At 66.5% G+C, this 21441-nt stretch carries 20 protein-coding genes; 6 read left to right on the top strand and 14 right to left on the bottom strand.

Annotated elements, in window-relative coordinates; genetic code table 11:
- Nucleotides 1-16 precede the first annotated feature (16 nt).
- From ACIRGA_RS06810 to ACIRGA_RS06790, 5 genes are all read left to right on the top strand, one after another.
- Entirely contained in the window at nt 17-631 is a 615-nt protein-coding gene (locus tag ACIRGA_RS06810; protein WP_400937429.1) for a TIGR00730 family Rossman fold protein, read from the top strand.
- A gap of 379 nt (nt 632-1010) precedes the next feature.
- Nucleotides 1011-2204: a chromosome condensation protein gene (locus tag ACIRGA_RS06805; protein ID WP_400937427.1), complete on the top strand. Its 1194-nt coding sequence runs from the start codon at nt 1011-1013 to the stop codon at nt 2202-2204.
- 73 nt (nt 2205-2277) lie between these two features.
- Nucleotides 2278-3078: an SDR family NAD(P)-dependent oxidoreductase gene (locus ACIRGA_RS06800; protein WP_400937426.1), complete on the top strand. Its 801-nt coding sequence runs from the start codon at nt 2278-2280 to the stop codon at nt 3076-3078.
- Nucleotides 3075-4046 (top strand): aldo/keto reductase, encoded by a 972-nt coding sequence (locus ACIRGA_RS06795; RefSeq protein ID WP_400937425.1) that lies wholly within the window; start codon nt 3075-3077, stop codon nt 4044-4046. The genes ACIRGA_RS06800 and ACIRGA_RS06795 overlap by 4 nt, the downstream gene beginning before the upstream one ends.
- Nucleotides 4047-4066: 20 nt before the next feature.
- Nucleotides 4067-5275 carry a cytochrome P450 gene (locus tag ACIRGA_RS06790; RefSeq protein WP_400937423.1) on the top strand — a complete coding sequence of 403 codons (1209 nt, stop codon included), beginning with the start codon at nt 4067-4069 and terminating at the stop codon, nt 5273-5275.
- Between the two features lie 231 nt (nt 5276-5506).
- On the opposite strand, the gene ACIRGA_RS06785 is transcribed toward ACIRGA_RS06790, so the two are convergent.
- Genes ACIRGA_RS06785 through ACIRGA_RS06775 form a run of 3 tightly spaced genes read right to left on the bottom strand, consistent with a single transcriptional unit; the run spans nt 5507 to nt 9630 of the window.
- Complete coding sequence (locus ACIRGA_RS06785) at nt 5507-6748, bottom strand: aminotransferase class III-fold pyridoxal phosphate-dependent enzyme (RefSeq protein ID WP_400937420.1); 1242 nt, start codon at nt 6746-6748, stop codon at nt 5507-5509.
- A 24-nt stretch (nt 6749-6772) separates the two neighbouring features.
- On the bottom strand, nt 6773-8872 hold the full coding sequence (gene tkt / locus ACIRGA_RS06780; protein WP_400937418.1) for a transketolase: 2100 nt from the start codon (nt 8870-8872) through the stop codon (nt 6773-6775).
- Between the two features lie 2 nt (nt 8873-8874).
- Entirely contained in the window at nt 8875-9630 is a 756-nt protein-coding gene (locus ACIRGA_RS06775; protein WP_400937415.1) for an SDR family NAD(P)-dependent oxidoreductase, read from the bottom strand.
- Nucleotides 9631-9837: 207 nt separating this feature from the next.
- Here ACIRGA_RS06775 and ACIRGA_RS06770 point away from each other — a divergent pair, with 207 nt between their 5' ends.
- On the top strand, nt 9838-10488 hold the full coding sequence (locus tag ACIRGA_RS06770) for a PQ-loop domain-containing transporter (protein ID WP_400937412.1): 651 nt from the start codon (nt 9838-9840) through the stop codon (nt 10486-10488).
- On the opposite strand, the gene ACIRGA_RS06765 is transcribed toward ACIRGA_RS06770, so the two are convergent.
- From ACIRGA_RS06765 to ACIRGA_RS06715, 11 genes are all read right to left on the bottom strand, one after another.
- Nucleotides 10454-11368: a LysR substrate-binding domain-containing protein gene (locus ACIRGA_RS06765; RefSeq protein ID WP_007035048.1), complete on the bottom strand. Its 915-nt coding sequence runs from the start codon at nt 11366-11368 to the stop codon at nt 10454-10456. The genes ACIRGA_RS06770 and ACIRGA_RS06765 overlap by 35 nt on opposite strands.
- Before the next feature lie 232 nt (nt 11369-11600).
- On the bottom strand, nt 11601-12251 hold the full coding sequence (locus ACIRGA_RS06760) for a helix-turn-helix domain-containing protein (RefSeq protein ID WP_400937750.1): 651 nt from the start codon (nt 12249-12251) through the stop codon (nt 11601-11603).
- Nucleotides 12252-12979: 728 nt separating this feature from the next.
- Nucleotides 12980-14413 carry an ATP/GTP-binding protein gene (locus ACIRGA_RS06755; RefSeq protein WP_400937410.1) on the bottom strand — a complete coding sequence of 478 codons (1434 nt, stop codon included), beginning with the start codon at nt 14411-14413 and terminating at the stop codon, nt 12980-12982.
- Nucleotides 14410-15882 carry an SCO6880 family protein gene (locus tag ACIRGA_RS06750; protein ID WP_400937408.1) on the bottom strand — a complete coding sequence of 491 codons (1473 nt, stop codon included), beginning with the start codon at nt 15880-15882 and terminating at the stop codon, nt 14410-14412. The genes ACIRGA_RS06755 and ACIRGA_RS06750 overlap by 4 nt, the downstream gene beginning before the upstream one ends.
- Nucleotides 15882-17006: a hypothetical protein gene (locus tag ACIRGA_RS06745; RefSeq protein ID WP_400937405.1), complete on the bottom strand. Its 1125-nt coding sequence runs from the start codon at nt 17004-17006 to the stop codon at nt 15882-15884. Before ACIRGA_RS06745 ends, ACIRGA_RS06750 begins: the two co-directional genes overlap by 1 nt.
- A gap of 10 nt (nt 17007-17016) precedes the next feature.
- Nucleotides 17017-17319, bottom strand: a complete 303-nt coding sequence (locus tag ACIRGA_RS06740) for a hypothetical protein (protein WP_400937402.1) — start codon at nt 17317-17319, stop codon at nt 17017-17019.
- Nucleotides 17316-18071, bottom strand: coding sequence for a hypothetical protein (locus tag ACIRGA_RS06735; RefSeq protein ID WP_400937399.1), 756 nt, complete (start codon nt 18069-18071; stop codon nt 17316-17318). The genes ACIRGA_RS06740 and ACIRGA_RS06735 overlap by 4 nt, the downstream gene beginning before the upstream one ends.
- Entirely contained in the window at nt 18064-19182 is a 1119-nt protein-coding gene (locus ACIRGA_RS06730) for a C40 family peptidase (protein WP_400937397.1), read from the bottom strand. The genes ACIRGA_RS06735 and ACIRGA_RS06730 overlap by 8 nt, the downstream gene beginning before the upstream one ends.
- Nucleotides 19182-19619: a hypothetical protein gene (locus ACIRGA_RS06725; RefSeq protein ID WP_400937395.1), complete on the bottom strand. Its 438-nt coding sequence runs from the start codon at nt 19617-19619 to the stop codon at nt 19182-19184. The genes ACIRGA_RS06730 and ACIRGA_RS06725 overlap by 1 nt, the downstream gene beginning before the upstream one ends.
- A gap of 305 nt (nt 19620-19924) precedes the next feature.
- Nucleotides 19925-20473 (bottom strand): hypothetical protein, encoded by a 549-nt coding sequence (locus tag ACIRGA_RS06720; RefSeq protein ID WP_400937393.1) that lies wholly within the window; start codon nt 20471-20473, stop codon nt 19925-19927.
- Nucleotides 20474-20828: 355 nt separating this feature from the next.
- Nucleotides 20829-21095 carry a hypothetical protein gene (locus ACIRGA_RS06715; RefSeq protein WP_400937391.1) on the bottom strand — a complete coding sequence of 89 codons (267 nt, stop codon included), beginning with the start codon at nt 21093-21095 and terminating at the stop codon, nt 20829-20831.
- Nucleotides 21096-21441: the final 346 nt, after the last annotated feature.

Below are 21441 nucleotides of genomic sequence, written 5' to 3'. Positions count from 1 at the left end.
ACCAGGAGGTACTCCGGTGAAAAAACGCATCAGTGTTTTCTGTGGTTCTTCGACGGGTAACGATCCGCGATATCTGCACCAGGCCGCGACCGTCGGCGCCCTGCTCGCCGAACGAGGCGTTGGTGTCGTATACGGCGGCGCGGGATACGGGACGATGGGCGCGCTGGCCGATGCGGCGCTCGCCGCCGGGGGCGACGTCATCGGCGTGATCACCAGGGAATCCGCCGGCGGCGCGGCCCCGCATCGCGGTATCAACCAACTGCAGGTGGTCGCCGATACGCATGCGCGCAAGGCCAGGATGTTCCAGCTCTCTCAGGGATTCATCGCCCTGCCAGGGGGAGCCGGAACAGTGGAGGAGCTCTTCGAGGTGTGGACCTCGGCGGATCTGGGCATGCACGCAAAGCCGATCGGCCTGCTGGACACCAACGGCTACTACCGAATGCTGCTGCGATTCACCGACCATATGGTGTCCGAAGGATTCCTGCGTGAGAAATGCCGGGATCGGCTTCATATCGCGGTGAATCCCGCGGCTCTGCTGGACAAGGTCCTGGCGGCGCTGGAGCCGCAGAACCATTACGGGAACCCTGCCACCAGGCCTGCCGAATCCGGGCTCTTGTCGGAAATCGGCTGATCTGCCGACGTCGTGACCTGAGGGACGGCTGACGGCAGAGGTCGAGTACACCCCGCCACCAGCCGTTGACCCGGTGTTCCCTTTCCAGGAGAACAGACCCGTGGAACATCGAGGGCGCCTCTCCGGCATGTTTGCCCCATTAGCCCCCGATCCCTGGCCGAATCGCGGCCGACCCCGGGGTCACGCGTGCGGACCACGCGCAGGCCCGTGGCCGCCACGTTCGGGCGACGCGAGCACCCTTGGTTCACCCGGCCATGTCCGACCGGTCACCCCTCCCAGAAAACCGGGCAGGCTTTACACACTGCGCGTTGACCACCGTTCCGGTGATGAGGGACGTTCCCAACCACCAACCGATGTCTCTGAATGTAAGCAGGAAGCGATGACTACCACCGAACGGCCGCTGACGGTCAGCGAGACCGCGTACATCCTCGCCGGATTCGGCCCGGTCGTGGTCCGCACCGCCTTCACCGGGCAGTTCGACCCCGTACTGCTCGAAAGCGCGTGGCAGCGGCTTGGCCGCGAGTACCCGCTGTTGCGCTGCGGGATTCTCGGAAGCCCGGACGGATTCCTGGTGGCCTTGCGGGACAGCATGCCGAAGGTGGCCGTCGGCGCGGACACGTTCGAACACGAGATCTCTCAGCGGCTCGAAGATGGCGCGATCAGCCGGTTGTCCCTTTACGAGACGACCGACACGACCGTCCTGGCCCTCGCGGTCGACCATTCCGTTTCCGACGCACGCCTGGTGCAGGCGCTGTTGCGCTCTCTGCTCCGTATCTACACCGCCCTGCTCCGCGACGAAGTCCCGCCCTCGGCGCCACGCCCGGTGTTCGAAGCGGGGTTGGAAGAGCTCTTCTCCGGACGCTACGAGCCAGGATGGCCTGAGCCGCACGGTGTGCCGGGCGAGCCCGCGGTCCTTCCGGGTGGCTCCGGTGAACCACCGTCGGGCATCGGCGTGCACCACCTCGAGTTCGAGCCCGAGCACACGGCCGAGGTGGTGGCGTTCGCCCGCGCAAGCCGGATCTCGGTCACGGGATTGTTGTGTGGAGCGCTTTCCAAAGCGGTACTGGCGCGATTGCCCGAAGAGGACGGCCCGCGACCGGTCACCTTCTGCATCCCGGTGGATTTGCGTGCACGACTCGATCCACCGATCGCTCCAGACGCCCAGCTGTGTGGCGCCCTTCCTACGCTGGTCACCGTCCCGGTCGCCGCCGACGACGAACCGCTCGACGTCGGGCAACGCGTCGCCGCCGAGCTGCTCGCGGGTCTCGGCCGGGATGAACCGCAGCGTGTCCTGCTGGCCCGATGCCTCACCCCCGCACCACCGCCGCCCATGACCTTCATGGTCTCGAACATCGGTGTCGTGGAGGACCCCGTGCTGCCCGAAGGGCTGCGCGTCACCGGTAGCCGGTTCGCCGCGACGCTGCACGGCCCGGTCCCCGCGATGTTCGTGACGACGGTGAGTGGACGCCTCACTGTCGACGTCGTCTACGACCGTGCTTTCCACAACTCCGGGGAAATCGGTGAGGTCATGGCTTCGGTCGAGGCCACACTGCGCGCTCCTGTGAGCCGATGACCAGGACGGCTCCCCCGCCACCACCTCCGACCCGCCCGAACAGCAGTTTCGAGACCGACGGAAGTGATACCTCATGCGGGATTCGACGGTTCTCGTCACCGGTGGCGGGAAGGGCTTGGGTCGTGCGTTCGCCGAGGCACTGGGACAAGCGGGCGCGCGGGTCTTCATCACCGGGCGGGATGTCGCGGCACTGGAAGAAACCACCGAAAAGCTGACCGCTGACGGGATCCTCGTCGAGGCCATGCGCGCCGACGTCGTCGACGGCGGCGCGATGAAGGACGTCGTCACGCGGATCATGGCCATCACCGGACGGCTGGACGTGCTCGTGAACAACGCCGTCGATCCCGGCCCGGTCGGACCGACCGCCGACGTCGACTTCGACGCCTGGTGGCGCACCCAGCAGGTCAACGTCGCCGGTCCGCTGGTCACCGCTCAGGCCGCGCTGGCGGTGATGATCCCGGCAGGCCGCGGCAGGATCATCAATCTCGTCAGCCCGGCCGGAATCAAACGCTGGCCGTACGCCACCGCCTATTCGGTGTCCAAGGCGGCCCTGCTCAAGCTTTCCGAGAACCTGGCGGCCGAACTGCGGTCCACCGGTGTCACCGTGCTCAGCTACAACCCCGGCATCGTCGACGCCGGGCTGACCCGCGAGGGCATGCGGTTCGTGGGCAACACCGACGACCCCTGGCTCGACCGGATCGGCCGCTGGGCGATCGAAGCCCGCGACTCGGGTGCCTTCACCCCACTCGACACCGCCGTCAAAGCGTTGGTGCGGTTGGCAAGGGGCGACGCCGACGTCCTGACTGGACTCGTCATCAACGCCGAGGACGACCTCGATGCGCGAATTTCCGAGCGAAGGGCATCGTCACGATGAAGGAATCACGCCGACTCGGCGAAAGCGACCTGATCGTTTCTCCTTTCGGCCTGGGTACGTCGACCTGGGGCACTACGACCGACTTCGACGTCGCGACGAGCCAGATGAGCACCTATCTCGCGGCGGGCGGCAATCTCCTGGACACCGCCGACGTCTACGGCGATGGCCATGCCGAGCGGTTCGTCGGCCGGATGCTCGGTGCGGGCCTGCTGCGTGATTCCGTCGTACTGACCACGAAATCCGCGGCGGTCATCGTCGACGGGAAGCCTTTCGCGGACGCCTCACGCGGCTACCTGCTGAGCGCGCTGGACGCTTCACTTTCCCGGCTGGGCACCGATCACGTCGACCTGTGGCAGGTGCACGCGTGGGACAGGAAGGTTCCGATCGACGAGACCCTCGAGGCCATCGACACCGCGATCGCCTCCGGAAAAGCGCGCTTCGCCGGTGTGTGCAATTACTCGGGTTGGCAAACCGCCGTCGCCGCTGTCCGGCAGGCAAGCAAGAACGGCCGGCCGCTGGCCAGCGCCCAGGTCGAGTATTCGCTCCTCGAGCGAGGCATCGAGCGTGAAGTCGTGCCCGCGGCGAAGCATCAGAGCCTCGGGATCCTCCCGTGGGCACCCTTGGGCAGGGGTGTGCTGACCGCGAAATACCGGCACGGTGTACCGGAGAAGCGGGCCGGGAACCGGTTCTTCAAGTGGTATGTGGGCAGGCATCTCAATGACCGGGCGGCCGGAATCGTCGAGGTCGTGGCCTCCGTCGCCGACGAACTGGGAGTGACCCCGGTTTCCGTGGCACTGGCGTGGGTTCGTGATCGTCCGGGCGTGGTCGCCCCGCTGGTCGGCGCGCGGACCACGGAGCAACTCGAAGAATCTTTGGCCGGCGCGGATCTCTGCCTGCCCGAGGAGCACCGGCTCAGGCTCGACGAGGTTTCCAAGCCTCGGCGCGGCTATCCGGAAGTCAGTATCTGACCTGACGGCAGGAGGCTGTCATGACCGAGAACCGACCGAAATACCTCGCGACGCCCCGATACACCGCCTGCCCCTACGCGGTGTTCGACGGATTGCGGGACACGGCGCCCGCGGTACCCGTCCAGGTCAACGGTTTCCGGATGTGGGCAGTCACCCAGTACGCCGACGTCCGCAAGATCCTCGCCGATCCCGACGCGTGCAAGGACATCGTGCAGCACCGGAAGAGAGTCGTCCCGCAGTCCATTCTCCGCCCCGACCACAGCGCCAAACTCGCGCACAGGTCGCGGCGCAGCCTGCTCGATCGCGACGGCCCCGACCATCGCAGGCTCCGGGCACAGTTGAGCGGTGAGTTCAGCACGGCGCGTGTCGCCCGGCTGCGGCCCGCCATCGAACGGACCGCCACCTCCCTCATGGATCGCCTGCCACTCGGCGAACCGGTCGACCTTGTCACCGCCTATGCCCGGCCGCTGGTGACCACGGTGCTGGCCGATCTGCTCGGACTTCCCGAGCACGAACGCGGAGAGTTCCCCGGCTGGCAGATGTCGATGCTGACCGGCAACAGTGTCGCCGAGGCGGAAAACGGCGCTCACCAACTGCACGAACTCGCCCTCCGCATGATCGAAGTGAAGAAGCGCGAACCGGGAGACGACCTCTTCACGCGCCTGCTGCGGATCCACGAAGCGGACGGCGCCATGGACGCCGACGAACTGGCCTCCACCTACGTGGTGCTGCTCATCGGCGGCTCGGAACCGGCGACCAGCATCGGCACCGGACTCGCTTTGCTGCTCGACCGGCCGGACGCGGTGAAGAAGCTGATCGCCACGCCGGAACTGTTCGGCCAGGCCGTCGAAGAGATCGTGCGTTACGAGTCACCGTTCAAACTGCTCCCCCCGCGGTTCTGCGAAAAGCCCGTCGAAGTGGACGGGGTGACGATCCCGCCCGGTGAGATGATCGCCGTCTCACCCGGTGCGGCGAATCGCGACCCAGCCCGGTTCCCGGACCCGAACACCTTCGACATCGAGCGCGACACGCGCGGGCATCTGGGGTTCGGGCACGGGGCGCATCGCTGTCTCGGCGCCACCTTGGGCAGGCTGGAAACCGAGATCGCACTGCGCATGCTGATCACCAGATTTCCGCGGACCCGGCTCATGGCGGCGCCCGAAGACCTGATCTGGCGTCCTGGTTCCTTCATGCGACGCCTTGACGGCTTGCCGGCGATACTCGACTGAATCGGCTTCACGTGCTTGCCTCCAGTGACCGCCGGCCTGGCCCGGGCGTGGCGCGTGGTGAGGTTCTTGATCGCCACTCACGCCCCTCACAAAACCATGCAAAGGACCCAAACTGGACACTCGCAGGTCAAGCGTCCCTCGCGGACAGTCCGAGGAGCGCCAGGGGATCCCTGGCGAGTCCGCCCCCGCCGTCGGCTCCGCCACGCCATAATTCGACTTGCGCTCGATATACTAGTTCGGAGACAGGCCGCCGACGGACCGCGCGATAGCGGCGAACGCATCCTCGGTTCGATCGAGTATTTCGTCGATGTCACTTTCCGTGTGCGCGGCGGACAGGAACCAGTTGTGCGTGGGATGCAGGTATACGCCGCGTGTCGCCGCCTCACGTGCCCACCGCGTTGCCACCGTGAATTCCGGATCTCCGGCGAAGGTCAGCAGGGGCATTTGCACCGGTCCGGTCTGGTTGACCTCCAGCCCGTGCCGCTTGGCCTGAGCATCAAGCCCGTCCCGCAACCGTTGTCCCGCCCGGTCCATTCTGACCAGCGCATCGGTCTCGCGAAGCTCGGTCAACGTGGCGACGGAAGCCGCCATCGACACCGCCGAATACCAGAAGGACCCGGTCACGTAGACGTCGGAGGCCGCGTCGCGGAGAGCAGCGATTCCGGTGACGGCCGCGAGGGCATAGCCGTTCGCCATTGCCTTCGACCACGCCGCCAGATCCGGTCTCACTCCGAGAGGTTCCCAGCTTCCGCCGAGACTGAGGCGGAACCCGCAGCGGACGTCGTCCAGGATCATCGCCGCGCCCGTGCGGTTGCACAGGGCACGGACGGCACGCGCGAACTCCGGATCGGCCAGCTCTTGATCCCGCCGCACGTCATGTCGGAAAGGACAGACGACGACGGCCGCGAGGTCGCCACCCGCCCGGTCCACCGCGGCTCCCAGTGAAGCGATGTCGTTGTACTCGAAGTGGTCGACATGCGCACGGTCCTCCACGGTGACCCCGCTCGCCCCCGGGGTGCACCAAGGCACCGCGCCGTGATAAGCGCCGTGGGCGGTCAGCACCTTGCGACGTCCGGTGGCCGCCCGCGCAATCGTCACGCAGGTGGTCGTCGCGTCCGTGCCGTTCTTCGCGAACATCGCCCAGTCCGCGGAGGGCACCGTGTCCACCAGCAGCTCGGCCAGTTCCACCATCACCGGTGCGGCGCCGTTGACACAGTCGCCAAGGCGAGTCTGTTCGTCGGCGGCCCGGCGCACGGCGGGGTGGGCATAGCCGAGAACCACCGGTCCCCAGCCGCACATGAGGTCGAGATACTCCCGCCCGTCCGCGCCGGTGAACCGGCAGCCGTGCGCCTCCGTCACGTACTGCGGATGGTCCTCACTGAGCAAGACACGGGTCATATGGCCGTACATACCGCCGGGAATCACCGCCGCCGCTCGGTTACGCAGTGACTTTTCCAGGGGGTCAGTCGTCATTACCTACTCCGCTCCGGATGATGTTCAGATCGTGGTGTGGACGCGGGCGGCTTCGATGGCTTCGCGCGCGCCGGCGACAACGGCTTCCGGTGTCAAACCGAAGCGCCGGTAGAGCAACTCGTAGGGACCGCACTCGCCGAAACGATCGATGCCGACGACTCGGCCGGCGTCGCCGACGAATCGGTGCCAGCTCAGTGACGCCGCGGCCTCGATCGCGACACGGGCTCGAACCGTCCTCGGCAGGACGGATTCCCGGTAGGTGGCGGGTTGTTCGCAGAACCATTCGACGCAGGGCATCGAGACGACACGGGTCGCGGTCCCGTCGTCTTCCAGGATCTGCTGGGCCCGCAGCGCGATCTGGACCTCTGATCCCGTGGCCATGAGGATGACCGCCGGGTCGTCGGTGGCCTCGTGCACGACGTAACCACCGCGTGCCGCATCAGGGTTGATCTCCAGCACCGGCGTCGCTTGCCTGGTCAGCGCGATGCCGTGCGGTGCGGGACGCTCGGATTGCCTGCGCAGGATCTCCTCCCACACCACCGCGGTTTCGTTGGCGTCGGCGGGGCGTACGACGTTGAACCCCGGCATGGCACGCAGTCCGGCCAGTTGCTCGATCGGCTGGTGGGTCATGCCGTTCTCGCCGACCCCGATCGAATCATGCGACCAGAGGTGGATCACGGGAAGACCCATCATCGCCGCCATCCGCAGCGCAGGCTGCATATAGTCGGCGAAGACCAGGTAAGTGCCACCGTAGATCCTGGTTCCTCCGTGCAACGTCACGCCGTTCATGATCGCGCCCATCGCGTGTTCCCGGACTCCGAAGTTGACCGTCCGGCCGTACCTGTCACCCCCGGGAAGCGGGTTGCCCTCGGGAAGGAAATGCGAGCTCTCGTCGATCGTCGTGTTCATCGAGGCGGCCACATCCGCGGCACCACCCCACAGTTCGGGCACAACACCGCCCAACGCGGTGAGCACCCGCCCGGAAGCCACACGCGTGGGGATGTACTCTCCTGGCTGGAAGATCGGCACTTTGGAGCGCCAGTGCGGAGGCAGCGACTTCGCTTGAACACGGTCGAACTCTTCCGCACGCAGAGGATGCTCTCGGCGCCACCGTTCGAACCGCTTCTCCCACGACTGTCTCAGGGCCTGGCCTCGTTCCCGCGCTCGCCGCGTGTACTCGATCACCTCTGGATCGACGTCGAAGAACCGTTCGGGGTCGAAACCCAGCAGTCGCTTGGTCGCCGCCAGTTCTTCGGTCGTCAGTGGTGTGCCGTGCGCGACGGAAGTACCGCCTACCGTAGGAGCGGGCCAGCCGATGGTCGTTCTGAGAACGACGAGCGACGGTCGATCGAGAATGGACTTGGCCTCGATCAAAGCGGCAAGGAGCTCCTGCGGAGCGATGTCTCCGGACGGAGCCGGCTCGACTTCCAGCACGTGCCAGCCGCATGCCTCGTGCCGTGCGACCACGTTCTCGGACCAGGCCGCGAGCGTCGAACCGTCGTTGCAGATCCGGTTGTCGTCGTAGAGGAAGACCAGATTGCCCAGCTTTTGGTGGCCCGCGAGCGAAGTGGCCTCGAGGTACACGCCTTCTTGTAGGTCGCCATCGGAGACCATCGCCCAGATGGTGTGGTCGAAGACCGACTGACCGGGTTCCGCGCCGGGATCGAACAGGCCGCGTTCGTAGCGGGCGGCCATGGCCATGCCGACCGCCGTCGCCGCGCCCTGGCCCAGCGGACCGCTGGTGGTCTCGATTCCAGCGGTCAGCCCGAACTCGGGGTGTCCCGGCGTGACGGACCCCCAGGTCCGATAAGCCTCGATGTCGGCCAGCTCCAGCCCGTATCCTGTCAAGTAGAGCTGGATGTACTGACTCAGACACGCGTGGCCCGCTGACAGCACGAAGCGATCGCGCCCACTCCAATCGGGTTGTGAAGGATCGTGTCGCATCACGGATTGGAACAACAAGTGGGCCGCCGGAGCCAGGCTCATGGCTGTGCCTGGATGTCCACTTCCCGCGCGGTTCACCGCGTCCATCGCAAGCACTCGCGCCGTGTCGACGGCTCGTTGCTCCACCGCGGTCCAGCTGAATTCTTGCACGACTTCCTTTCTCGACTGACTGAAGGCCATCGTCAGCGCAGGTAGAGCCCACCGTTGATGTCGATCGTCGCGCCGGTGATGTACGCGGCCTCGATGCCGCACAGAAACGCGACGGTCGCCGCTACTTCCTCCGCCGTTCCTATCCTGCCGACAGGAATGCCGCTGACGATCTCGGCTATGAGCGCTGGATCGACCTCACCGCGAATATCCGTGTCGATCAGTCCCGGGGCGACGGCGTTGACGGTGACTCCCGCATGGGCGCATTCTCTCGAGACCGCACGAGTGAGGCCTGCGACGGAACTCTTGGCAGCCGCGTAGTGGGCGCCGCCGAACACACCTCCGCCATTCTGCGCACTGACCGAGGTGATGTTGACGATGCGGCCGGCCTTCCGTCGCATCATGTCAGGAACCATTCTCTGCATCATGTTCACCGTGCCGGCCACACTGACGTCGACGACGGCGTTCCAGGAGGCCACATCGATATCGACGAACCTGCCGGGGTCGGTGATACCCGCGTTATTGACCAGGACGCCGACCGGCCCTAATCGCTCATCCACCTCGCCGGCGGCCTCATCGACCGACTTCGGGTCTGTCACATCGCAGCTCACGCCAACGGCGGGAACTCCGTATTTCTCGGATATCTCGGCCGCGTACTCGCGAGCGGTGACCAGATTCCGGCCGAGCAACGCCACGGGATGACCGTTCTCGGCGAGTCTTGACGCAATGGCGCGGCCGATGCCACGCGCCGTGGTCGCTCCGGTGACTACCGCCGCAGGAATGTTCGCCATGTCCACCTTGCCCCCATTTTCGCCGTAGTACCGACTCTTTGTTCACTTGAGCGTCGCATGGCGGGGAAATCGGCGAAAGTCCCCATTCCGTTGCGCGGAACGCGAGCAACTTCTCCGTTCTGATCGACGGAACATCACCTTGTCAAGGTGATCCCGAGGAGGCACTGTGAACCGTGAGCAGTAAAAGCCATGCACAGGAAAGGACTCATGTCGATCATCGATCTCGTCGGTTATGTCGCCGGACTGAGTACTGCCGGATCGCTTGTCCCGCAGATTTTCCGGATTCTTCGCACGACTCGTAGTGCGGACCAGCTGAGCATCGCCTTTCTCGTGATCCAAGGCGTCGCAATCGGGTTGTGGCTCGTCTACGGGCTCAGGTTCGGACAGGCACAGGCCTTCCAGTATGCGCAGATCGCCGCGATCGGTCCCGTCCTGATCCTCGTCTGCCTGACCGTCCGGTTCGGCAACCGGTCTTCTCGGGACGCGGCCCTCGGCATCACAGTGATCCTCGGTCTCCCGCTGGCCTCGCAGGTGACCGAGCTCCCGACGGCGCAAGTCGGCTGGGTCGCGGTCACGGCGACGACGACCGCACTGGTGCCACAGGTGCTCCGGCTGCGATCCGTCTCGAACTCGAACGAGATATCGGGCTGTTTCGTGGCCATTTTCGCGGCCCGGCTTTCCCTGTGGTTCATCTACGGGGTTTCGATGGGGAACACCTTTTTATGGGCGGCTCAGGTGGTCACCGCACCCGCACTGCTGTACCTCGCGATCCTGGTCGCGCGCCGGCGGCGTGCCACTCGCCACCAAAGCCTCCCGCCCCCACCTATCCGTTCGCGAGTGGGCGCGGTACCGAAGTGATCTCGTCCAGTGCCGCGAGAACAGCGGACATCATCGGAGCCACCTGTGACTTCCGCCAGGCCAGGGCCAACCGAACGGATGCCACACCGGTGAGTTCCCGGCAGATGATGCCTGGCATCGGCAAACCCCCCGCCGATGCCGGAACGACGCCGATCCCGAGTCCGCCGGCGATGAGCGCGAGCACCGTCGCCGTACTGGACGCCCCATGCCTCTCACGGGGTGTGAATCCGGCATCCAGGCATCCTCGCAGCACAAGGCGACTGACCGCCGAATCCACCTCCCGGCAGGTCACGAAGTCTTCGTCACGCAAGTCGGCCATCGTCACCACCGACTTCCCAGCCAACCGATGCCCCGCGGGCACCACCACGATCAACGACTCGCTCCCGATCACCTTGGCATCGAGTCCGTCGCCGGTGAGCGGGGCGTGCAGGATTCCTATATCCAAAGTGCCGTCCCGCAGCCTGTCACATTGAAGGGAAGTGGAGAGGTCGTTGTGAATCTCCACTTTGATCTCGGGCAACCGCCGCTTGATCGCCTGTAGGACGGCCGGAAGATGAGCGACGGTGGACGCTCCGGTGAATCCGACCCGGACAAGTCCCAGATGGCCTTCCCCGATCAGCCGGACACCGCGGATCCCCAGATCCACCCCCTGGAGTATCCGTCGCGCTTCCCCCAAGAAGAACTCGCCCGCCGGGGTAAGGCGAACCTGCCGGGTGGTGCGCGCCAGCAACGACACGCCGAGTTCGTCTTCCAGCTGGCGGATCGCGGAGGAGAGCGCGGATTGGGCCATATGCAGAAGCCTGGCCGCCCTGCCGAAATGACACGTATCCGCCACTGCGGCGAAGTAACGCAGGTGCCGCAGCTCCACCTTGGTCTTCATAGGCTCCCCTCTTCCGCGTCGTGCGCGATCCGCCCTCGACAGCCGGGCCTGATACGAATTTCTCCGGACCGCACGAAGGAAGCAAGAACTTTGCTGAAAGAGGCACAGAAAAGGCATGTTTTAACCCTGGCGAAGCCTCGACTGTTGAGCCATCCGGCCGAATAGACGCCCTGCGGTCCCGTCTCGGCCATCCAGGCGGCCGTACATTCAGGCGAGCCGCCCGAACCGCGGGTCAGCTGACCCACCGACCGCGCTCGTGCTCACACCGGTAGGCGATGGACGACATCCTTTCCCGTATATCGGCTCGGAATACCGCCATACGGGGCCCGGACAAGGAGATCGCTGCCAGCCGATCTCCGCGGATCATGATGGGTACTGCGGCGGTGAACAGCTTGTGGTGCGTCATACCGTCATCGAAGGCAATCCTGGGGGCGACACGCTCGGTTGGCGATTCCTGCCGCCTGCTCCAAAGCACTGCCCGCCCGGCTGCCACTTGGTGCGCCTGCCACCGTCGCCTGAAGTCGATCGGCCTGCTGAGCATGCTGTCACCCGGCGGCTCGAACTGGTCGACACAGCGGACTACACGGTCCTCGACGACCATCAACTGAACCAGCATGTGCGTCGACTCGTACAAGGACAACATGCCCTTCAGTGCGTGACGGCGCACGACCGCGTGACCGTCACCGGCCATACCCATCGTCGAATCGCGATCGCTCAGTTCGTATCCCGCGGTCGTGCGGCGGACCACTCGTTCGGCCTCGAGAGTATGCAGTAGACGATGCGCAGTTGTCTTGGCCAAGCACACTCCTCTGGCTATCTCAGCAAGCCCGCATGGAATTTCTTTCTGCCCCAGAAAGCGAATGATCAGAGTGATTTTACCCACGATATTGCGCGATTTATTCGATGAATTCGCCACATCCACAACGGTCCGTTCCGCACGAGGTGAACAAGCGGTCGTCAATTTTACTCCTGCGATAGTCAAGGTTGCCGGCAGAGTTCGGAGAGCGAGTCCTCACGATTCAACAACAGCGTTCTTCCGCGTATGACACTGACCGGCCGATATGCGGCAATGCGCAACGCATACTGACCGTAGCACGCGGCCACAAAGGACAACCAGAGAGAGCGATCCATTCATCGCGGAGAATCATGAACGAACCTTCCTCATCGAAATATGGGCCAACGGCCGGCGTGCGCGACGGCTCGCGACGGCAGCGGTCGGACAAGAGACCGTGGCGGCCGAGAAGAGCTGGGTTCATCGGCATTCGTCCATCCGCGGGTCGAGCATGGCCGCGAGCGTCCTGAGCGCCACGTACGAGACGATGAACGTGGCAACCGGAACGTGCCCGCGACCCCCGATATCGATGCCGCACCGAGCCCGAAGTGCATGAAGGTCCGCCTCGCGGTGGTCGTGAGTGGCGATTCGGGTTCCATAATGACCGTCATTATCACTAACGCCCCCTCGACCCAGCGCTGTCCGCCAGGCAAACGGGGTTGCGAAAGTGGCTTTCGCAACGCCTTACGGCTGGGTCAGCGGCACGAGACTCGTGACCACCACGAACGAACCGACCCTGACGCGCGCGCCCGCATGAAGACAAACCCCAGCCACGGCCCTTATCTCCTGCCGGTCATGGCGTCGTCGGTCTCGGTGAGCTGGATCTCGGCCGGTGAGCGGATGTGCTGGACCAGCAGCGGCGCCTCGGAGCCGATCTTGGCCAGGAAGGTTCCGCGGCCGAGTCCCATGATGGTGTCCTCAGTCCCCGCCGGCAGGTCGTACAGGTCGACGCAGGCGAGGGCATCGCTACGCAAGGACTGTCCGAAGATGAACACCGTCTCGGCTTCCTGCAGCAACGAGCGGGCGGCCGATTCCGCGGGGAGATCCGATACGTGGTGAAACCCCGCCATCGTCGCCAGACCCAGTCCGCGGGCGAGTTTCGTGTTGCGCTGGAACACCTTGCCGAGCGCGCCCTCCGCGACGTGCCAGCCTTCCTCGACGATGTTGACCGTCTGCATCAGCCGCTGCGAACGCTGCGCGAGCATGTTCGTCTGCCAAGTGTTGATGACCGTCATGACGATCCGGAGGGCGGGCCCCTCCACCGGAAGGGCCGAGATGTCGAAGTGGACCAACCCGCTGGGGTGGTCGAGCTGCACGTCGGGCGAGGTCTCCCCGTCCACCAGACCGGCGAGGTCTTCTTCGATCATCCGCTCCAGCGCGAAGGCCGGGTCGAAACCCCACTCTCGCAGTTCGGCGACGGGAATGCCGATGTTCTTCGCGGCCTCGGCGGCGGGTTTGATCAGGTGATGGACGATGTCGCCGATCACCGGGACGCGGGCGCGTTCCCGCGCGTCCCTCGTCGCGGCAAACAGGGCGATCCGCAGCGCTTTGCCCTCACGTTCGCTCACCTCGCGGCCGAGCGCTTCGGCGAGGACGGCGCGAAGCAGCATCATCTGCCCGGTGGGCCGCCCTGCCTGCTTGCCGAGTTCGCCCGCCTCGCCCAGCGAGATGACCGGATCGAGCAGGTTCAGCCTGCTCCCGGTGCCGTCCACCGCGAACCGGATCGACGGAGCGCCGACAGCGCGGGCGAGCCGGGTGTACTCCCCTTGTCCCGCTTGGGTCTTCTTGTCGAGCACGACCACGCGGCGTCCGGACAGCAGCAGCTGGCGGAGCGTTCCCCAGGTCTTGAGCAGAGAGCTCTTGCCCTTGCCGACGTCGCCGATCACGGCGACGTTGGGCGCCGAAACCAGCTTGTCGTCGTAGGCGATGAAGGGGTCGTGGCACACCAACTGCCCAGAAAGCCTGTCGGTGCCGAGGATCAGGCCCCGGTGTGTCGTCGGCGGTGAGGACAGGGCCAGGTTCAGCGCCTCCGCCTGCCGCGTCGTCGACCGCGCGCCGGCCTCACGGGGTTCGTACCAGCCCGCCCGGTCCAGCCAGCGCGTCCGGCGCACGTCGCGGCGTTTCTTCCGCCGCGCCCCTGGCTCGGCCACCGGCGGCGGCACCTGCCGTGCTTCGGGAGCACCGGGCATGGCCGCCGACGTCCGTACCGTCATTTGGGTACCGCCATTCCCCGCGCCAACGGATAGGTGGTGATCGCCGCCGCGTCGTGCCACGTGTCCTGCCATTCCAGTCTTCCGATCGCGCAATTGGCCGCGGCGTTGCCGACCCGCGTGGACGCCCTGGCCAGCTCACCCTCGTCGGCGGCGGTGACCGAGAGGGCCATGGACCAGTCGACGCCGTGGTGACCGCTGCCGGGTGAAAGGTCGTCGAGCCGTCGCCGGGACGCGGACAGCAGCAGGTCGTCGGTACCGTCGCCGACCTGACCCTTTTCCGCGGCGTTGTGCCTGCTCGCGCCGTCGACGGTGACGTCGCGGACGGCCCGCGCCCTGGCGATCCGCGCCGGGACGAACTCCATCCGCACGCTGAGCGTCCGGATCACCGCCGGGTTGACTTCGACCAGCAGCGGCGCGAGCCAATGCGGACCGAGTGGCACGGCGCCGATACCGTCCCTCGGCACCACGGCCACCCGATGCAGCCAGCGGTCGTTCACCGTCATGTGCCCGCGGTCGGAGCGGTAGTCCTGCCAGCAGTTGTGCCAGCGGATCCCCTCGTGTTGATCCACCGGGAACGCCGGATCCTGCATCGACCGCAGGACCGCGCAGGTGCGCTGTTCGCCCAGTACACGGGGCCGCACCAGATCCGCCCGGCTCACCAGATCGGCGAGCCTCGCCAGTTCCTCGCGCACCAGTCCGGCCCAGCCCGTCTCGCCCTGCCCGTGCCGGCGGGCGGCGGCGGCGAACTCGCCGTTCAGCGGGAATCGGGCCACGAGGTAGTTCCGGTGCTGTTCGGCAGTGTGCGCGGTGAGGTCGATCAGGTCCTCATAGGACTTGACGAGCGCCTCGATACCCGGCCGCTCGGAGACCCTGGCCGCGACGAACGCGCGATGGCGCGCGGGGTCGTGGGGCAGGATCCGGTTGATCTGCTGAAGACCGCGCAGGAAGGAGCCGTCCCTGGCCAGCTGGGACAGCATCACGCCGTACCGGGCCGAGGCTGACTCGAACTCGGCGACTGTGCGCAGCCCTTGCGGCTGCCCGTCGACCTCCATCACCACCGACAGATACGGGGTTTCGCCAGGATTCGAGTGCCGCAGGATGAACATGTCCTCGTGCGGTGTCCCGGCCAGGTCCAGCGGCGCCACCCGGCCGAGCGGTGGTGGCAGGACCGCCTGTTCGCTGCCCGGCTCGGCGGTGAAGGCGGTGACCCCGCGACGTCGGCGCACCAGGAACCGCCACCGGCGGGCCCAGCCCGCCGCGACGGACCGCTGCCCGTTCCACGGGTACAGGACGGTGACGCCGAGGAGAAGGACGGCGATACCCACGATGGTGCCCGCGACGCCGCCGATCCCCAGCCACAGCCAGCCTGCCAGCAAGCCGACCATGCCGAGGGCGACGCCGGTGCGACCGTCCACTTTGCCCAGCAGGCCGCGGCCGACGACTTCGCCACCCAGAATCGAAGTGCGCATCAGGCACGCCCCCTGTTCGGGGACGAGATCTTTTCGGTGTGGGTTTCTGTTTCGAGGTGCCCCGGTGGCGCGGGCGCGTTCTGCCGTTGCGCCGGCTGTCCCCGGTCACGCTGTGAGCTCTGCCGTTCCCGCTGCCGTTGTTCGTACGCCTGCTCGATGGAATGCGTCCGCGCCGGACCGCGATCGAGCGACGGCGTCGAGATCGTCGTACCTCGTTCCAGGGAAACGGCGACCGATTCGCGAACGCCGACCGGAGCCGAAGGCCGCGCGCTCGACCGGGCCGCCGCGCCGGTTCGCGTCGCCGGGAGCCTGCGCAGGATCATCAAGGGCGCGACACTCGACACGAGGAGCGCGACGGCAAGCAGGCACAGCTGGATCAGGCCGGGTACGCCCGACGGATCCCCGCCGGCCGCACCGAAAGCGCCGAACGCGGCGGCGAGCAGCAGAAAGAGTAGTGGCTTCGCGAAGATCAGGCCGAGCCAGAGGCCGGGCACCCGCAGCGCCTTCGGCCGCCAGACCGGATGTACCAGCATCCCCCAGCCGACCCCGGCGATGATCCCGGCGACCGGCAGGCCGATCTTCTCCACCGCGAGGATGAGGAAGATCCCGAGCGCGCCGGCGACGATCAGCATCGAAACGATCAAGCCCACGAACGCGCCACCCGGCAGCTTGTCGGCGGGGATGCCCGCCAGCTTCTCCACACGGGCACCGGTCTGGCCGATCGTTCCGGCACCCCAGCCGGTGATCCCCTCGGTGGCCGCGTTCGCGACGTTCGATACCAGCACCCCGATCGCGGGGAAGAAGACGATCAGCAGCACCGCCAGCGGCAGATACTTGAACAGGGATTCGCGCAGATCGTCCCGGCCGCCGCGACGCAGTCCGTGGAAGACCGCGAAAATGGCGGCGAACGCCATGACCACCAGCCCGAGACCGGCCGCTGCGGCGTACTGGGCCAGGAAATCCGGTGCGGCGGGATTGACGTTTCCCTGCTCCCCCAAGCCGTTCAGCACCTGCTTGACGAGATCGAACGCGGAGGCGTGCACCGAGTTCGCGAGGTCGTCGAGCGGGGTCGACGGGTCGGGCACGAACTCCGCGAGGTGACCGCGGCCGTCGATTCCAGGCATCGCAGGCCTCTCAGAAGACGGACAGGATGGCGCCGAAGATCAGACCCAGGCTCGCCAGCACGGCGAGTCCGATCACCGAGCGCTTGAGCGAAGCCGAATGTTCCGCGACCGACGTGTGGTACCCGTGCCGCTTCGCGGACTGCAATTCCAGCGTCGCGCGGATCGTGCCGAACGCGATCACGACGAAAGCGAGCCCCCAGGCCCCACCGAGCAGCTTCTTCCAGGCGGCGTTGAAGTCGACACCGAAGACGTCGAAGTTGGGCACGACGCCGTCGAAGGGATTCGGTGACTGGGCGAGAAAGTGGAGAATCATTGGTTCGCGGCCTTCCCGTGGCGTCGGCTGTCGAGTTGAACGACCTGGTTCGGAGTCCTCGGCGGGAGCATCGCCGGGCGGCTTCGCGAGGACAGCTGTTTCAGCGCGCGAGACACCGCGGTCACCAGGGGTTCCCACCGTGCTTCGTCATCGGCCGGAACGATCCCGCCGGGCAGCTTGACGCGGATCACCTCCGCCGTCCGTTCCCCGAAGGTCTTGGCGATCTTGCGGCCGAGCATCCGGTGCGCGCCGGTCTGGATGCCGACGACGATCGCCGTGCTCACCAGATCCGGACGGCCTTCGGCCGCCAGCCGATCGAGCATCCACCAAGCCGCCCTTGCCGCGTGGAGGTCGTCGGGGACCGGGAGGACCAGCTGGTCGGTGGTCCAGCTCTGCCGTCGCCAGTCGGTGCCGTGCGGATCGGCGGGCATGTCCGCGACGACCAGGCCGTCGAGCCTGATCGTGCCGACACCGTTCCACAGCCGCACGTTGACATGGCGGGGTTCGAGGCCGGCGTAGAGCTTCCTGGCGACTGTGCTCTTGAAAGTCCGTGGCTGGACGTTGGCGACCGTGACAAGCCCGTAGACGGCTTCGGGAGCGGCCTCTTCCGTCGCTTTCTTCTGCTTTTCCTTACGCCCCTCCGGGCGGCGGGCGGGCGCGGGCGACTCCGGGGCCGGGGGCGGCCGGTAGGTGACCGGCCTGCTGAGGTCGACGGGTTGTTCGGCCTCGTAGCCCGGCGGGTGCTCAGACATGCTGATCAGCCCCTCCTCCTGGAATGGGCCGGACGGCTTCCGCCCGGAAGTCCCCACCGGTGCGTACCGGGGAGACCTTGACGACATCGCCGCTCTGCGGCGCTTCCACCATGTACGGGACGCCGTCGACAACGCCGAGGAACAGCGCCACGTGGTGCACGACGGCGCCGTAGAACACCAGGTCTCCCGGCAGGGCGGAACCCCACGGCACGACGACACCGCCACCGGCGTGCTGCGCGCGCGAGGTCCGCGGCAGGGAAACACCGACCTGGGCGTAGGAATAGAGCATCAATCCGCTGCAATCGAAACCGACCTTGGCGAAATCCCCGTTCGCGTCGGCGACACCGCCGTCACGGATGCCGCGGGACGGCCCTGCCGCGGTCCCGCCGCCCCAGGCGTACGGCGTGCCCAGCCAGGAGAGCGCGGCCGCGAGTACTCGCGCCGTCTCCGGAGTCGGCGCCTTCACCGTCCCGGTGAGGCCTGCCCCCGGCGGCAGTTCGACGTCGACGCCGTTGGCCCGCACCGCCGTCGGTCCACTTTGGCCGGTCTGGCAGGTCATCGCGGCCGTGCCGTCGTAGAGCACGTTCGCCAGCGATTCGGCCAGTGGCTGCCATGGTTCGTACTTGCTCGCTCCGGCGCCACTGGCCTGGACGACCTGGCCGATGTCGGCGTTCGAACGGGAGTCGGTGTCGTAGCCCGGAACACGGGCGAGCAGGACGGTGAAAAAGCCCTTCGCCGCCATGCCCGCGTTCTTCCGGTCGTAACCGGCGTAGGCGTTGTTCGGTCCCGGCGCGATCTGCTGGAAGGCGCCGGTCGCCCGGCCGACGACCACGCCGGCTTCGAATCGGGATTCCTGCCTCGCGATCTGCAGGGCGATCACGACACCGCGCCGGGTGATCGCCATGCCCTTCGCGGTGGCGACGATGGCCTTGGCGACTTCGAGCTGTGGCAGTGCGAGGTCCGGAGTGGCGGTTCCGCCCGGCGCGGGCGCCGCCGTCGGAGGAGCCGCACCGGTGCAGGTCAACGCCTCCGCCTCTTCGGGGTGCGGCAGCACCAGCAGCAGGCCGCCCACCGTGAGCACCACGACGGCGAACAAGGCCCTGATCCGCATCAGCCCGCCTCCACCCTGGTGTCGACCAGCCAGCGCCCGTCGGTCTGCCGGAGCACCCGGCGCGCCGAACGGACCTGCTCGGCCTCGAAGGCCACGCCCGCCGCGGAATTGACGCGGCGGGCGGAAAGCACCAGATAGGCCACGTCGGCGCTTTGTGGTGCTTCCGGGCTCGGCATAGCGGTCACTTCGTCACAACCGCTGCTCAGCTGTTGTTCCCGCATGCTCCGGTAGGTGTCGTCGGTGTCGCCTTCGCGGCGGTCGTCCTTGGCCGAGGACGAAGTCTGGTATCGCGCCGCGCGATCGAGGTTCGCGTTCATCGGCTCACGCCAGTCGAGTGTGCACCACTGCCGCAGCCATTCGGCGCTCACCGTCGCGGGATCCGCGAAGATCCCGGCGCCGTCCGGGCGGGGGCTTTCGCCAGTAGACAGCGGAATCACCGTGGTGGGAACGGTCTGGAGCGGCGGCCGAGGAGCGACGGAACTGACCGGAATCCGCGGAGTCTCTGCGGAGGACCGGGGTTCGGACGGGCGGACGTCGGAGGGAGCTGCGGTCCCGCAGGCCGTACAGCCAAGGGCGACCAGCAAGGACACAGACAACGGGGCACGCTTCACGTTCACCTCCGGAGTCCACTTGAGCGAGTAATCGCAGTCTGTGGAGCCGGGCCGGACGAAGACCAGCGAAGTCCGCTATTTATGTCCGAACTGCGTACAGCAGGGGTGTGCTCGGGCAGTGACGGGCGTATTCAGCCGTTCCAGACGCTCTTCAGTCGCGACCCGGGATGCCAGAAGTTTCCGAGCGCGCCGGTGATCCGCAGCTCTTCCTTGCCGCCGAGTTTCGCGGGCCAGAGCTGAATCAACGCTTCCGCCACCGCACCTCGTCCGCTTCCGGGATCCGCGGCTCCGTGGGACGAGTCCCGCACATGATAGCGAAGGCGGTAGTCGCCCGCTCCGCCCGGCTGCAGGTTCAGCGGACTGGCCAGTGTCCACGACCAGTCCAGCACCGCGGCGAGTCCGGTCGCGGACCAGTAGCCGAACTCGATGACATCGTCGTAGAGTCCGATCACGTCTTCCGGTCTGCCGGGGTGAACCTCGGTGACGACCCGCACCCGCGTCGCGGTCCACGGCACCTGCAGCTTCAGCTTTCCACTCGACGCGGTGACCATGCCGGTCCAGGTGGAGACCCCGGGGTTGATCAGCGCGGTGTTCTCGCTGAGATAGAAGTACGGGTGCTGCGCATCGAGAACGCAGTCGACCCGATCGGGATGCGCTGCTGTGACGTCGCCGGCTGACATGGTTCCCTGTCTAGTGCGTGCCGCTATTTCACACAGCGCACCCGAAACGATTCGGGACTTCCGTCGGCGAATGCTGCCCGAGTGAGCGGGCACTGACAGTACGTGAAGGCCCCTCAGCTCTCGACTGTCCATAAGGGACTCTACTCTGCGGCCAGACATCCGGTTGATGCCTATATGTACGTTTTCGCAGGAGGGTCGTGAGTGGCGATTCGGAAGGTCCGTGAGCTTCACGCCTTCCCCAGTACATGAAGGCCCCCTTCCTTGCGCCTAGGTACAGGCAGGGGGCCTTCATGTACTTCAAACCTGGCATCACGCAAGAAGCGCCGCAGGTACTAAGAGAAGGCCTACCCGGGCTCTAGTGGGCGAAAAGCGCAAATCGATCCAAGTCGATCCCCCGCATGAGTTCGAGCGCCGAACGCAGCTCGTGCTCGGCGGATTCGGGATCACACCGCGCCGAAGCACGGAGGGCCTCCGCGGCTTTCGCGAGGCCGACCATGAGGTCCACCCGTTGCTCACTGGCGAGCGCGTCGTCGGCCTTGGTGTCGGCCCGTACGATCCGGTCCACGTAGCGGTCCAGCCAGCTCGCCAGTTCCAGGCTCGGCATCAGCACACCCAGCGGCATGGGCGGGGCGCCCCCTTCGCCGTTTCCGGCCGCCAGTTCCGGCCACACGCTTTCCGCGGTTCGATGGCCATGCCCCTCTGATCGCACGATGCCCCGCCTTTTGTTGTCGTTACGTACTGGTCAGCCTGAGGAAACCCTCGTTTTCGACGCCCGTTGCATGCTTTCGCAACGGGCGCGCATGAGCCACCGCCATTCAGACGTATTTCCACACCCGATCAGTTATCCGGGGAATACTCAGTGCGACCGCCAACCCAGGACAGGTGCCGTTTCAAGCAGGGAAGCATTTAGTCCTCTGGTTGCGATACTTGCGCGTGCATGTACCGCAACCAGAGGACTAAATGCCACA

It is taken from the genome of Amycolatopsis sp. NPDC102389, assembly GCF_044765885.1.
Lineage (GTDB): Bacteria > Actinomycetota > Actinomycetes > Mycobacteriales > Pseudonocardiaceae > Amycolatopsis.
This window is presented reverse-complemented; position numbering and strand designations above follow the sequence as displayed.

What these genes read in the sequence shown, in the direction of transcription:
- ACIRGA_RS06805 (WP_400937427.1), top strand. Translation starts at nt 1,011, where the DNA reads ATGACTACCACCGAACGGCCGCTGACGGTCAGCGAGACCGCGTACATC.
- ACIRGA_RS06800 (WP_400937426.1), top strand. Translation starts at nt 2,278, where the DNA reads ATGCGGGATTCGACGGTTCTCGTCACCGGTGGCGGGAAGGGCTTGGGT.
- ACIRGA_RS06795 (WP_400937425.1), top strand. Translation starts at nt 3,075, where the DNA reads ATGAAGGAATCACGCCGACTCGGCGAAAGCGACCTGATCGTTTCTCCT.
- ACIRGA_RS06790 (WP_400937423.1), top strand. Translation starts at nt 4,067, where the DNA reads ATGACCGAGAACCGACCGAAATACCTCGCGACGCCCCGATACACCGCC.
- ACIRGA_RS06785 (WP_400937420.1), bottom strand. Translation starts at nt 6,748, where the DNA reads ATGACGACTGACCCCCTGGAAAAGTCACTGCGTAACCGAGCGGCGGCG.
- tkt (WP_400937418.1), bottom strand. Translation starts at nt 8,872, where the DNA reads ATGGCCTTCAGTCAGTCGAGAAAGGAAGTCGTGCAAGAATTCAGCTGG.
- ACIRGA_RS06775 (WP_400937415.1), bottom strand. Translation starts at nt 9,630, where the DNA reads ATGGCGAACATTCCTGCGGCGGTAGTCACCGGAGCGACCACGGCGCGT.
- ACIRGA_RS06770 (WP_400937412.1), top strand. Translation starts at nt 9,838, where the DNA reads ATGTCGATCATCGATCTCGTCGGTTATGTCGCCGGACTGAGTACTGCC.
- ACIRGA_RS06765 (WP_007035048.1), bottom strand. Translation starts at nt 11,368, where the DNA reads ATGAAGACCAAGGTGGAGCTGCGGCACCTGCGTTACTTCGCCGCAGTG.
- ACIRGA_RS06755 (WP_400937410.1), bottom strand. Translation starts at nt 14,413, where the DNA reads ATGACGGTACGGACGTCGGCGGCCATGCCCGGTGCTCCCGAAGCACGG.
- ACIRGA_RS06750 (WP_400937408.1), bottom strand. Translation starts at nt 15,882, where the DNA reads ATGCGCACTTCGATTCTGGGTGGCGAAGTCGTCGGCCGCGGCCTGCTG.
- ACIRGA_RS06745 (WP_400937405.1), bottom strand. Translation starts at nt 17,006, where the DNA reads ATGCCTGGAATCGACGGCCGCGGTCACCTCGCGGAGTTCGTGCCCGAC.
- ACIRGA_RS06740 (WP_400937402.1), bottom strand. Translation starts at nt 17,319, where the DNA reads ATGATTCTCCACTTTCTCGCCCAGTCACCGAATCCCTTCGACGGCGTC.
- ACIRGA_RS06735 (WP_400937399.1), bottom strand. Translation starts at nt 18,071, where the DNA reads ATGTCTGAGCACCCGCCGGGCTACGAGGCCGAACAACCCGTCGACCTC.
- ACIRGA_RS06730 (WP_400937397.1), bottom strand. Translation starts at nt 19,182, where the DNA reads ATGCGGATCAGGGCCTTGTTCGCCGTCGTGGTGCTCACGGTGGGCGGC.
- ACIRGA_RS06720 (WP_400937393.1), bottom strand. Translation starts at nt 20,473, where the DNA reads ATGTCAGCCGGCGACGTCACAGCAGCGCATCCCGATCGGGTCGACTGC.
- ACIRGA_RS06715 (WP_400937391.1), bottom strand. Translation starts at nt 21,095, where the DNA reads ATGCCGCTGGGTGTGCTGATGCCGAGCCTGGAACTGGCGAGCTGGCTG.